The following is an 11,399-nucleotide window of genomic DNA, read 5'->3' on the forward strand; positions in this document are numbered from 1 at the left end:
CCAGCCTTGATCCAACCCGGTAAACATTGCAGCCCGCGGCCGGGAATCATATGTCTGCATCCATGAGTGATCTGCCCGCCCAAGAGCCCCCCAAAAAGCCCGCCACCGGCTATGCCGTGATCCAGGGGTACCTCAAGACGCTGGATGCTTCGCCCGGGGTCTACCGGATGCTCGACGCCGACAGCCGGGTGCTCTACGTGGGCAAGGCGCGCAACCTGCGCGCCCGGGTGTCGAACTACGCCCGCCCGGGCCACAGCCCGCGGATCGAGCGGATGATCGCGCTCACCGCTTCGATGATGTTCCTGACCACGCGGACCGAGACCGAGGCGCTGCTGCTGGAGCAGAACCTGATCAAGCAGCTGAAGCCCAAGTACAACGTGCTGCTGCGCGACGACAAAAGCTTCCCCAACATCCTGGTCGCCAAGGATCACACCTATCCGCAGATCAAGAAGCACCGCGGCGCGCGCAAGGAGAAGGGCAGCTACTTCGGCCCCTTTGCCAGCGCCGGGGCGGTGAACCGGACGCTGAACCAGCTGCAGAAGGCGTTCCTGTTGCGCAACTGCTCGGATTCGATGTTCGAGACCCGCACACGCCCCTGCCTGCAATATCAGATCAAGCGCTGCTCGGCGCCCTGCACCGGGCTGATCTCGGAAGCAGACTACGCCGCCAGCGTGCACGACGCCGAACGTTTCCTGTCGGGCCGCTCGACGAAGATCCAGGAAGAGCTGGCAGACCAGATGGCCGCGGCCTCCGAGGCGATGGAGTTCGAGCGCGCCGCCGCCCTGCGCGACCGGATCAAGGCGCTGACCCAGGTGCAGTCCAGCCAGGGCATCAACCCGCGCGGCGTCGCCGAGGCCGATGTGATCGGCCTGCACATGGAGGGCGGCCAGGCCTGCGTGCAGGTCTTCTTCATCCGCGCCAACCAGAACTGGGGCAATCAGGACTTCTACCCCCGCGTCGATGCCGACATGAGTGCTGCGGAGGTAATGGAGGCCTTCCTCGGCCAGTTCTACGGCAACAAGGAGCCGCCGCGCCAGCTAATCCTGTCCGATGCGATCGAGAACACCGACCTGATGGAGGCCGCGCTCAGCGATCAGGCCGGCCGCCGGGTTGAGCTGCTGACCCCGCAGCGCGGCGAGAAAGCCGAGCTGGTGGCCTTTGCCGTGCGCAACGCCCGCGAAAGCCTGGCCCGCCGCATGGCCGAAAGCGCAACCCAGGCCAAACTGCTGCGCGGCCTGGCCGAAGCCTTCGGTCTCGACGGCCCGCCGCAGCGGATCGAGGTCTACGACAACTCCCATATCCAGGGCACCAATGCGGTCGGCGGCATGATCGTGGCCGGCCCCGAGGGGCTGATGAAGAATGCCTACCGCAAGTTCAACATCCGCGGCGAGGATCTGGTGCCGGGCGATGACTTCGGCATGATGAAGGAAGTGCTGAACCGCCGCTTCTCGCGCCTCCTGAAGGAAGACCCCGAGCGTGAGAAGGGCATGTGGCCCGACCTTCTGCTGATCGACGGCGGCGCGGGCCAGGTTTCGGCGGTGGCGGAGATCATGGAAGAACACGGCGTCCAGGACATTCCGATGGTGGGCGTCGCCAAGGGCGTCGATCGCGACCACGGCAAGGAGGAGTTCTACCGCCCCGGCCAGAGCGCCTTTGCCCTCCAGCGCAACGACCCCGTGCTCTACTTCATCCAGCGCCTGCGCGACGAGGCGCACCGATTTGCAATCGGGACCCACCGCGCCAAGCGCGCCAAGGCGATCGGCGCCACGCCGCTGGACGAGGTGCCCGGCGTCGGCGCCGCCCGCAAGCGCGCGCTTCTGGCGCATTTCGGCAGCGCCAAGGCGGTGAGCCGCGCCAACCTCTCGGACCTGAAGGCGGTTGAGGGCATCTCCGCCGCGCTCGCCGAACGCATCTACGACCATTTCCACGGCAGCAGTTGAGGCCCGCCCTTTGAAAATACAAAGCCTTGGCCCTTCTTCTGGCCCCAAATATCCCCGCCGGAGGCATCCGTCCCGTAAGGGGCGGATTTTTCATCACTTCCGCTTTCCTCGCGTAAGCCAGCCGGATAATGTGCGCCCATGAAATGGAACCTGCCCAACATACTCACCCTGCTGCGCCTGCTTGCGGCGCCCGGCCTTGCGGTGATGTTCCTGTATTTTTCCCGGCCCTATGCGGATTGGTTTGCGCTGGTGCTTTTCGTCACCGCCGCGGTGACGGACTGGTTCGACGGCTACCTCGCCCGCGCCTGGAAGCAGGAGACCAAGATGGGCGCGATGCTGGACCCGATTGCCGACAAGGCGATGGTGGTGATCGCGCTGATGATCCTGGTCGGCTACGCCGCCGAGCACTGGACCCCCTGGCTGGTGCTGCCCGCCACCGTGATTCTGTTCCGCGAGGTCTTCGTCTCCGGCCTGCGCGAATATCTCGGCGATACCGCGGGCACGCTGAAGGTGACGAAACTGGCCAAGTGGAAGACCACCGCCCAGATGATCGCCATCGCCACCCTGTTCTCGCAAGGCATCTTCGAGCACTACCTGGTGATGTCTTCCTTCGGCATGGACCAGTCTATGGTGGAACAGATCCTCAGCGGCACGCTCGCAGACGAGCAGGGCTTGCGCTGGAAGTTCGCGGGCATGGTCTGGACCGGCCGCATCGGCCTCTGGCTGTTGTGGATCGCGGCGGCGCTGACGGCGATCACCGGCGTTGACTACCTGCGCAAGGCGATGCCGCATCTGAAGGAGGCGCATTGATGGATATTCTCTATTTTGCCTGGGTGCGCGAACGCATCGGCCTGCCGCGCGAGAAGGTGGAAACCTCGGCCGCGACGGTCGCCGATCTGGTCGCCGAGCTCACCGCCCGCGAGGAGCGCTATGCCGCGGCCTTCGCCGACCTCTCGGCGCTGCGGGTGGCGCTGGACCAGGAACTGGCCGAGTTCTCCTCGCCGCTGGACGGCGTGCGCGAGGTCGCCTTTTTCCCGCCGATGACCGGGGGCTGAGACCATGGAGATCCGCGTCCAGGAAGCGCCTTTTGCGCTCGGCGCCGAAAGCGACGCCTTTGCCGCGCGCGTAGCGGGCGCCGGGGCGCAGGCGGGCGCGCTGGTCACTTTCACCGGCGTGGTGCGCGACGCCGGTCAGGGCGGCCTCGCGGCAATGCAGATCGAGCACTACCCGGGCATGACCGAGAAGGCGCTTGCCGCTATCGCCCAGGAGGCCGGCAAGCGCTGGTCGCTCGCCGATGTGCTGGTGATCCACCGCCACGGCCGCCTGGCCCCGGGCGAGCGCATCATGATGGTCGCCACCGCCGCCCGCCACCGCAAGGACGCCTTCGAGGCGGCGGAGTATCTGATGGACTACCTGAAATCCCGCGCGCCGTTCTGGAAGAAGGAAATCCTTGCAAGCGGCAGCACCGAATGGGTCGCGGCCAAGGACAGCGACGAAGACGCCCTGAGCCGCTGGTAACTCCGCTGCTGCCGGCACCCCGCCGGAGAGGGAACCGCTCCCGCCAGTTGAGCGATCATCTGAGATGATCTCCGCCTGGCCGCTGGGCTCAGTTCCCCGTTCCACCCCGGCAGCCGCGCCCTAACCTTCCGCCAGCGGCGCAAGCAGGCCGCAAGGCCCCGCGCAGCCGCTTGTCCTTGACGCGCGCACGCTCCATTTCAGGCCAATAAAGGTGTCACGGGCCTTAACGGCGAAGCTGCCGGTTAAGGCCGTCTCAGCAGCCCTCCCGCCGTGCGTCTGCACGGCGCGCCCAGGGCTGCTCGGGCGGGCGGTGCCGGCGCAGCCAATGCAGGCCGGAGGCACGGGAGTTTTTCCCGCAGCAGGGTCTGTGCGGAAGCCGGGCGCGTTTCTCCCCTGTGCCGTAACGGGCCCCGCACAGCCGGGCGACCAGCCAAATCAGGGCGCTTTGCCGCTCTTCAGAATACACCCGGCAGCCAAGCCGGCACAGCGCCCGCCGGCGGGTCAGGCAGGCCGCAGGCGGGCGCAGCCGCTTGTCCCTGACGCGCGAACTCTCCAGCTTGATGGGCCAGAGTCTTGACGGCCGCCCTGCCGGTCAATGCCGTCCCGGCAGCCCTCCCGCCGTGCGCCAGCACGGCGCGGCCCAAGGCTGTTCGGGCAGTGCTGGCGCAGCCAGCGCAGGCCGCAGGCGCGGGAGTTTCGCTTCGGCGGAAGCGGGCTCACTGCGGCGGACGGGCGCGCAGCTCCTCTGCCTCGCGGCGGGCCTCGCGCAGCCCGTCCATCGCGGCGCGCAGCTCAGCTTCGGTCTGGGTCAGCTGGTTGGTCAGCTCGGCCTCGCGCTGCTGCAGGTAGGTGATCGCCTGGTCGCGGGTCTCCTCGGCCTCGTGCAGCTCCTGGCTCATCCGGTCGAGATCGGCGACATCGCTCTGCCGCACCCGGGTGAAGCGGTGCACCAGCCAATTGGCGAACCAGCCAAGCGCAAAGGCCGCGAAGAGGATGACCGCGGTGCTGATGATGAACTCGGTCCTGTTCATTGTCCTGTGCTCTCCTGTCCGGCGCCGGTCTCTGTGCTGTTGTCCGCGCCCGCTTCGCCCTCTGTGTCCGTTGCGCCTTCCGCGTCTTCCGCCGCCTCGGGGCGGATCAGGCGGAACTCGATTCGGCGGTTGGCCTCGCGGCCTTCCTCGGTGCCGTTATCGGCAACCGGTGTGGTCTCGCCATAGCCGCGGGCGGTGAAGCTCGAAGTCACCAGCCGCCGGGCGCGCAGTTCGTTCAGAACCGATTGCGCCCGCGCCTGGCTGAGGTTCTGGTTCATCTCCTCGCGGCCCTGGCTGTCGGTATGGCCCTGGATCTCCAGCCGCACCGGCCCGCAACGGCCGAGGATCTCGGCGATCCGGTCCATCGTGCCGCGGCTTTCGGCGGCAATCGTGGCCGAGCCCGGCTCGAAGGTGATCTTGCCCGCGGCCTGGGCGCCGGCCAGTTCCGCTTCGCACAGCTCGGGCGGGATCGGCTTGTCCTTCGGTTCCGGCGGCGCCTCAAAGCTGACGTCCAGCTCGTATTGCTCTGCCTCGCCCAGCTTGGCCGACAGCAGCCGGGCGATCTCGGCCGGGGCGTCCTTGCGGTAGCTCATGCCGGTGAGCGCGAGGTTGCCCGGCGTCACTGTCACCGCGCCGCGCTGCAGATAGGAGAGCGCCTCCAGCCCCGCCAGCACCCGGACCGGCCAGTCCGCGGGAAGGCCTTCGGCTATCCGCGCCGCGGTATGCACATTGCCGGAGCCGAAGCGCGCCTTGGCATAGCTGCCCGCCACCGTGCGCATCGCCGCATCCGGCAGGCGGCCGCGCAGCTGCACCTGGCCTTCGGGGCTGAGCGTCGCGGTGAACTCGGGCGGGCCTGCGGCGGCGGCGGTCTCCGGCTCGGGCAGCACCGCGTGCAGGGCAAAGACCCGGGGCAGGGCGCTTTCCAGCTCGCCGACGGCGCGGTCGAAGACGCCGCTTTCCGTGCCCTCTGCCGCGACCAGGGTGATGTCGGCATTGGCCATGGTGACCGAGCCGCCGCCGATTTCCGCCAGGCTTGCGATGCTCAGCTCCGCCGCCCGCGCCCAGTTCGGCGAGGGCACGCCCATCGCGATCACGCAGTCGGCCTCGCCCTCGAGCCCCGCTGCCCGCGCCGCTTCCAGGATGCGTTCGCGGCTCTGTTCGCTTTCGGCCGAGCAGGCATCGAACTCTGCGCCGTCCTCGCCCAAGAGGAAACGCAAAGTGAACGGCGTGATCACCGGCCGCGGCGCGGCAATATCCATGCTCAGGGTAATCTCCGGCGGCGCCATCCGGCCCAGCTGCTCCTCCAGCCGCTGCTTGGCCGCGGCGCTGTCCGAAATCGCGGTGATCGTGACGGCGCCTGCCGAGACCGAGATCTTGGAGCGCGGCAGCAGCTCCAGCGCCTCCATCGCGAACTCCAGCGCCGCCTCCCAGCCCTCGGGCGTGCTGTAGCGCGCGGTCTCCAGGAAATCGGCCACCTCGCCCGCGCCCGCCAGCGCGTCGAGCCGCTCCACCAGGCCCTGCCGCTCGAAGCCTGCCGGGATCAGCCCGATGATGGAGATGCCGCTGTCGTTGCGCAGGATCTCGGCCGAGAACCGCGGCGGCGCCAGCCCCTTGGAGGGGCGCACGTCCATGCCGTCGATGAGGCGGGCGGCGTCGATCACGCTGCCCGCGGCGGAGATCGCCGAGAACCGCGCCGCCTCGTCGGGCGCGGTGCCCTGCATCACCACCTGAAGCCCGTCTGCCGTGACCTCGGCCCAGGTGAAGCCCGCCCTGTCCAGCGCCGCGCGCAGGCCGGTCTCGGTGCTGCGCTCCACCGCAGTGACGGCAAAACCGGCAGCGACAAGGCTGAGTCCCGCCGCGGCGGCGAAAGTCAGGCCCGGAATCATCAGCGAAGACAGGCGCATGTGGCAGCACGTTCCCCTTGTTTCGGTCCTGCGCTCTTACCGCTTGCGGGCCGCGGGTTCAATCACGCCAGGATTGCCAGGGCGAAGAAGATCAGCGGAATGAGGCCGGTATCGCGGTTCAGCCGGAACAGCTGCAACAGCCGCGGGTTGTTTTCCGCGTCAAAGGCCCGCAACTGCCAGGTCATGTGCCAGCCCATCGCCCAGGGCGCCGCAAGCGCCAGTACCAGCGCCAGCACCGAGCCTGCGGGCTGCACCGCCAGGATCACCGCCAGCGCCATCAGGCTGACGGTGGCGGTGATGAAGCGCCGCAGCCACATCGGCGACTGGCTGCCGAACAGCCGGGCGGTGGACTTCACCCCGATCAACGCGTCGTCCTCGGTGTCCTGATGCGCATAGATGGTGTCGTAGAACAGCGTCCAGGCGATCCCTGCGAGGTACAGGATCACCGGCGGCCAGCCCAAACTGCCCGCATGCGCGACCCAGGCCAGCATGGCCCCCCAGTTGAAGGCGAGCCCCAGGAACACCTGCGGCCACCAGGTGAAGCGCTTGGCAAAGGGGTAGACGGCCACCGGCAGCAGCGCCAGGATGCCCATCGCAATGGCCGCCTGGTTGAAGCTCAGCAGTATCGCGAGCGACACCAGCATCTGCGCCCCCATCCAGACCGCGGCGCCCTTGACCGAGACCTGCCCCGAGGGGATCGGCCGCGACCGGGTGCGCTCCACCGCGCCGTCGAAGTTGCGGTCGGTGATGTCGTTCCAGGTGCAGCCCGCGCCGCGCATCAGCCAGGCGCCGGCGCCGCAGGCTGCAATGATCCACAGATCCTGCCAGCGCGGATCCTGGCCTGCAAGGATCGCCAGTGCCAGCCCCCACCAGCACGGGATCAGCAGCAGCCAGGTTCCGATCGGCCGGTCGGCGCGGGAGAGCCGCAGGTAGGGGCGGCTCCAGGCGGGAGCATATGTGTCCACCCAGTTGCCCTTGACGGCGTCGGCAACCTGACCCTCTGGTGCTGGCGTCTGACCTTGCATATGTAGGTCCTCATGAGTGCGAAAATCAGGTTGTATGTAGAGCACCCGCTGGGGGCAGGGCAAACGGTTCCTCTGGACCGCGATCAGGCGCATTACCTGTTCGGGGTGATGCGGCTTCAGACCGGCGCGCCTGTGGCGCTGTTCAACGGGCGGGACGGTGAATGGCAGGCCGAGGTCGCCGAGGCCGGCAAGCGCGGCGGCACACTCTTGTGCCGGGAGCAGAGTAAGCCCTTGCAGCTGCCGCCCGACCTGTGGCTGATGTTCGCCCCGATCAAGAAGGCGCGCACCGATTTCATTGTCGAGAAGGCCGCCGAGATGGGCGCCGCCCGCATCCTGCCGGTGCAGACCGAGTTCACCAATTCCGAGCGCATCCGCCAGGACCGGCTGCAGGCCCATGCAGTGGAGGCCGCCGAGCAATGCGGCGGCACCTTCGTGCCGGATGTGGCGGAGCTGCAGAAGCTCTCCGGCCTGTTGGACGCCTGGCCGCAGGAGCGGCAGCTGATGTTCTGCGACGAAGCCGAGGCGGGCAATGCGCTGGAGCTCGCGGCTGAGACCGGCAAGGGCGGCCCCTGGGCCATCCTGATCGGCCCGGAAGGCGGCTTTTCCGGTGCCGAACGCCGCCGCCTGCACGCGCTGCCGCAAAGCTGCGCCGTCAGCCTCGGCCCCCGCATCCTGCGCGCCGACACCGCCGCGGTGGCGGCGATGACGCTGTGGCAGCAGCAGCTGGGGGACTGGTAGATGGGTAGTCTCGGCCGGCTGCCGCTGATGGCCCGCCCGGACGGCACCGCCGGCCAGATGGCGCGGGTGCAGCTTCAGGCGCGGCTGAAGTGGCCGGGCGGCGGCCTTGTGCTGGAAGCAGCTCTGAAGACCGCCAGCGACGCCTCGGTTTTCCGGGGGCGGCAGGGCGGCCGGCCGGTGGTGGTAAAGAAATTCTGGCGCCGGCAAATCCGGCGCCGCCAGGTTGGGGAAACTGTTCTGGCGCTCGGCCATTTTTCCAGCCTGCATGCGCATCCAGAGTTCTCCGTGAACGAGTATCTGGCCAGCTCCGGCTGGCTTGGGCTTGTGATCGTGAGCTTCGAATCCGGCACGCCGGTCGACGTGCTGCTGAAGCAGCCTGCAACAAACCGGGCGCAGATTCTGCAAATGTGCAGCGCCTGGCAGCGCTGGGCCAGCCAGGGCGAAAGTACCTGGTCCGCCCTGCCGGTGGAGAGATATGCGGCGGAAATCCGCAGCCTTCTCTCTTCGTACCCTGAGCATCCGGATATGGAGCTGCTTGCGGAGCTGGGCAGCGCGCTCCTGCAGATGCTGCCGCACTTCGGAACGCGGGAGGCGTCCCGGTCGCCCGGCCATCCCGATTTCGCCCCGCGCAACCTGATCCTGCGTCCGGACACCAGCCTGACCGCAGTCGACATTCACCGCAGCGGCACCTTCTTTCGGGCCCGCCAGGCGGCCGTCTTCCTGGTTTCGAAAGATTACAACAGCAAGCGCAGCGGCGCGCCGCTGCTCTATGGGCTGGACCAGGACGAGATGCAGCCGTTCCTGGCCAGCGGCGGCGTTCCCGAAGAGGATACCGGCAGCGTTCTGGCCTTCTTCATCGGTCTTACATTCCTCAGGATGTACGCTAAGAAACCGGGCCGGCCGCGGCGCCTTCAGTTCAAGCGCCGCCGTATCCAGGCCTATCTCGACGATCTCAGGCACGGCAGGAGGATCATGCCATGAGTTTCATCCGGCCCGAAGCCCGCGCCGCGCTCTGGCAGTGGCGGGAGGTGATTGCCGCCGCGCTGATGTTCCTGTTCGGGCTGAAATGGGCCTTCCAAAGCCAGGGTTTCAGCGCCGTCACCGGCTGGGCGCTGGTCGCCACCGGCATCGTCACCGGCATCATCGGCGCCCAGCGGATGCGCTTCCGGCGCGGCACCGGCGGTCCTGGCGTGGTGCAGGTGGATGAAGGGCAGATCGCCTATTTCGGCCCGCTCACCGGCGGCGCCGTCGCCGCCTCCGAGCTGGAGCGGCTGGCGCTCGACCACTCGGCCCGGCCGCCGCATTGGGTGCTGGAACAGCCCGGCCAGGCGCCGCTGGCGATCCCGGTGACCGCCGAAGGCTCCGACGCGCTGTTCGACGTCTTTGCCGCACTGCCCGGGCTCAAGACCGAGCGGATGCTGGCCGAACTGCGCAAGCCCGGGCCTCACCAGGTCGTGATCTGGGAGCGGGCGCCCAGCCGGCCGGAGCGTCAGCGCCTGCATTGACACCAGGGCGGATTTTGCCCACCACTGGCCTTTTAACCCTTTTCACTCAGGACGGAGTTCCAGGCATGTCCATTCCCCAGTCCGGCGGCGGTCCGATCGAGCGCCATGAGCAGCTTGCCGAATATCTCTCCAGTGGCTGCAAGCCGCGCCAGGACTGGCGCATCGGCACCGAGCATGAGAAGTTCGGCTATTGCAAGGACACGCTGAAACCGCTGCCCTACGCGGGTGAGCGCTCGATTCTCGCGGTGCTCGAAGGGCTGCGCGACGGACACGGCTGGGCGCCGCTGACAGAAGGGGACAACCTCATCGGTCTCACCAAGGACGGCGCCAACATCAGCCTGGAGCCCGGCGGCCAGCTGGAGCTTTCCGGCGCGCCCCTGGAGACCATCCACGAGACCTGCGACGAGGTGAACGCCCACCTGCGCGACGTGAAGGACATCGCCGACCGCATCGGTGTCGGCTTCATCGGCCTCGGCGCCGCGCCGGTCTGGAAGCATGACGAGATGCCCTTGATGCCCAAGGGCCGTTACAAGCTGATGGACGGTTACATGCAGGAAGTCGGCACCATGGGCACCACCATGATGCGCCGCACCTGCACCGTGCAGGTGAACCTGGATTTCTCCTCCGAAGCCGACATGGTGCAGAAGATGCGCGTGGCGCTGGCCCTGCAGCCGGTGGCCACCGCGCTGTTTGCCAATTCGCCCTTCCTTGACGGTAAGCCCAACGGCCACAAATCCTGGCGCTCCAAGGTCTGGCGCCACCTCGATGCCGACCGCACCGGAATGCTGCCCTTCGTATTTGACGAGGGGTTCGGATTCGAGGCCTGGGTGCAGTACGCGCTCGATGTGCCGATGTATTTCGTCTACCGCAATGGCGAGTACATCAATGCGCTCGGCATGTCCTTCCGCGATTTCCTGAAGGGCGAGCTGCCCGCGCTGCCGGGAGAAAAGCCGACGCTTTCCGACTGGGCCGACCATCTCACCACCCTGTTCCCCGAGGCGCGGGTGAAGAAGTTCATCGAGATGCGCGGCGCCGACGGCGGCCCCTGGCGCCGCCTCTGCGCACTGCCCGCCTTCTGGGTCGGGCTCACTTACGACCAGGGCGCGCTGGACGCGGCTTGGGATCTGGTCAAGGGCTGGGACGCCGAGACCCGCGAGGCCCTGCGCGTCGCCGCGTCGGAACAGGGCCTTCAGGCCAGGGTGAACGGTATCAGCATGCATGAGCTGGCGCGCGAGGTGGTGGCGATTTCCGAAAGCGGCCTGAAGGCGCGCCACCGCCCCGGCGCGGGCGGCCTGGTCCCGGACGAAACGCACTTCCTCAACGCGCTGAAGGACAGCCTGGAGACCGGCAAGGTGCCCGCCGACGAGTTGCTGGAGCGCTACAACGGCGCCTGGCGCGAGGACCTGAGCCGCATCTACAGCGAGTTCGCATATTGAGATCGGGGAGGGGGCGCTGCGCCAGCCCTTTGCAGTAAATGGTGCAAGCGTGGCTCGAACCCCCTGTGACTGCCAAGCCATGTCGGGCAAGGGCTTCCGAAGAAATCTCCGGAAGCCCTCGTATGATAGATGTCCGCTCAGCGGGACATTGCGGTTCTCTGTTTGCGGGATCGTGAAGTGCGGGTTCTATTGCCGTTCGGGGTCCTGGTTCTCTACGAAGTCGGTGTTTCCGCTTCCTGATGGCGTCCGGGAGCTGACCAGCCAGAATGTCATTCGCGAAGTGAGCAACGTGCCCCTTCAAC

Annotated in this window: 11 protein-coding genes; 8 read left to right on the forward strand and 3 right to left on the reverse strand. The window is 67.6% G+C overall.

Annotation, left to right across the window (positions count from 1 at the left end):
- Positions 1-50: 50 nt before the first annotated feature.
- From uvrC to ACOHX0_RS10440, 4 genes are all read left to right on the forward strand, one after another.
- Positions 51-1,940, forward strand: a complete 1,890-nt coding sequence (uvrC, locus tag ACOHX0_RS10425; protein ID WP_420676616.1) for an excinuclease ABC subunit UvrC — start codon at positions 51-53, stop codon at positions 1,938-1,940.
- 138 nt (positions 1,941-2,078) lie between these two features.
- On the forward strand, positions 2,079-2,750 hold the full coding sequence (gene pgsA / locus ACOHX0_RS10430) for a CDP-diacylglycerol--glycerol-3-phosphate 3-phosphatidyltransferase (protein WP_420676617.1): 672 nt from the start codon (positions 2,079-2,081) through the stop codon (positions 2,748-2,750).
- A complete protein-coding gene (moaD, locus tag ACOHX0_RS10435) occupies positions 2,750-2,995 on the forward strand; it encodes a molybdopterin converting factor subunit 1 (RefSeq protein ID WP_420676618.1) in 246 nt (81 codons plus the stop codon). The genes pgsA and moaD overlap by 1 nt, the downstream gene beginning before the upstream one ends.
- A 4-nt stretch (positions 2,996-2,999) precedes the next feature.
- Positions 3,000-3,458 carry a molybdenum cofactor biosynthesis protein MoaE gene (locus tag ACOHX0_RS10440; protein ID WP_420676619.1) on the forward strand — a complete coding sequence of 153 codons (459 nt, stop codon included), beginning with the start codon at positions 3,000-3,002 and terminating at the stop codon, positions 3,456-3,458.
- A 716-nt stretch (positions 3,459-4,174) separates the two neighbouring features.
- Here ACOHX0_RS10440 and ACOHX0_RS10445 read toward each other — a convergent pair.
- The 3 genes from ACOHX0_RS10445 to ubiA all read right to left on the reverse strand — a co-directional run bounded on the left by ACOHX0_RS10445 (position 4,175) and on the right by ubiA (position 7,418).
- Positions 4,175-4,489, reverse strand: coding sequence for a hypothetical protein (locus ACOHX0_RS10445; RefSeq protein ID WP_420676620.1), 315 nt, complete (start codon positions 4,487-4,489; stop codon positions 4,175-4,177).
- On the reverse strand, positions 4,486-6,393 hold the full coding sequence (locus tag ACOHX0_RS10450; protein WP_420676621.1) for an OmpA family protein: 1,908 nt from the start codon (positions 6,391-6,393) through the stop codon (positions 4,486-4,488). Before ACOHX0_RS10450 ends, ACOHX0_RS10445 begins: the two co-directional genes overlap by 4 nt.
- A gap of 62 nt (positions 6,394-6,455) precedes the next feature.
- Complete coding sequence (ubiA, locus tag ACOHX0_RS10455) at positions 6,456-7,418, reverse strand: 4-hydroxybenzoate octaprenyltransferase (protein ID WP_420676622.1); 963 nt, start codon at positions 7,416-7,418, stop codon at positions 6,456-6,458.
- 12 nt (positions 7,419-7,430) lie between these two features.
- On the opposite strand from ubiA, the gene ACOHX0_RS10460 reads away from it, so the two are divergent.
- The 4 genes from ACOHX0_RS10460 to ACOHX0_RS10475 all read left to right on the forward strand — a co-directional run bounded on the left by ACOHX0_RS10460 (position 7,431) and on the right by ACOHX0_RS10475 (position 11,097).
- A complete protein-coding gene (locus tag ACOHX0_RS10460; RefSeq protein ID WP_420676623.1) occupies positions 7,431-8,156 on the forward strand; it encodes a 16S rRNA (uracil(1498)-N(3))-methyltransferase in 726 nt (241 codons plus the stop codon).
- Positions 8,157-9,137, forward strand: a complete 981-nt coding sequence (locus tag ACOHX0_RS10465) for a hypothetical protein (protein ID WP_420676624.1) — start codon at positions 8,157-8,159, stop codon at positions 9,135-9,137.
- Positions 9,134-9,661 (forward strand): hypothetical protein, encoded by a 528-nt coding sequence (locus ACOHX0_RS10470; RefSeq protein ID WP_420676625.1) that lies wholly within the window; start codon positions 9,134-9,136, stop codon positions 9,659-9,661. Before ACOHX0_RS10465 ends, ACOHX0_RS10470 begins: the two co-directional genes overlap by 4 nt.
- A 65-nt stretch (positions 9,662-9,726) precedes the next feature.
- Positions 9,727-11,097 (forward strand): glutamate--cysteine ligase, encoded by a 1,371-nt coding sequence (locus tag ACOHX0_RS10475; protein ID WP_420676626.1) that lies wholly within the window; start codon positions 9,727-9,729, stop codon positions 11,095-11,097.
- Positions 11,098-11,399: the final 302 nt, after the last annotated feature.

The organism is Cribrihabitans pelagius, from assembly GCF_048820915.1.
Taxonomy (GTDB): domain Bacteria; phylum Pseudomonadota; class Alphaproteobacteria; order Rhodobacterales; family Rhodobacteraceae; genus Cribrihabitans_A; species Cribrihabitans_A pelagius.

Coding starts and splice junctions, on each gene's coding strand:
- ACOHX0_RS10460 (WP_420676623.1), top strand. CDS start 7,431: ATGAGTGCGAAAATCAGGTTGTATGTAGAGCACCCGCTGGGGGCAGGG.
- ACOHX0_RS10465 (WP_420676624.1), top strand. CDS start 8,157: ATGGGTAGTCTCGGCCGGCTGCCGCTGATGGCCCGCCCGGACGGCACC.
- ACOHX0_RS10440 (WP_420676619.1), top strand. CDS start 3,000: ATGGAGATCCGCGTCCAGGAAGCGCCTTTTGCGCTCGGCGCCGAAAGC.
- uvrC (WP_420676616.1), top strand. CDS start 51: ATGTCTGCATCCATGAGTGATCTGCCCGCCCAAGAGCCCCCCAAAAAG.
- ACOHX0_RS10450 (WP_420676621.1), bottom strand. CDS start 6,393: ATGCGCCTGTCTTCGCTGATGATTCCGGGCCTGACTTTCGCCGCCGCG.
- ubiA (WP_420676622.1), bottom strand. CDS start 7,418: ATGCAAGGTCAGACGCCAGCACCAGAGGGTCAGGTTGCCGACGCCGTC.
- ACOHX0_RS10445 (WP_420676620.1), bottom strand. CDS start 4,489: ATGAACAGGACCGAGTTCATCATCAGCACCGCGGTCATCCTCTTCGCG.
- moaD (WP_420676618.1), top strand. CDS start 2,750: ATGGATATTCTCTATTTTGCCTGGGTGCGCGAACGCATCGGCCTGCCG.
- ACOHX0_RS10470 (WP_420676625.1), top strand. CDS start 9,134: ATGAGTTTCATCCGGCCCGAAGCCCGCGCCGCGCTCTGGCAGTGGCGG.
- pgsA (WP_420676617.1), top strand. CDS start 2,079: ATGAAATGGAACCTGCCCAACATACTCACCCTGCTGCGCCTGCTTGCG.
- ACOHX0_RS10475 (WP_420676626.1), top strand. CDS start 9,727: ATGTCCATTCCCCAGTCCGGCGGCGGTCCGATCGAGCGCCATGAGCAG.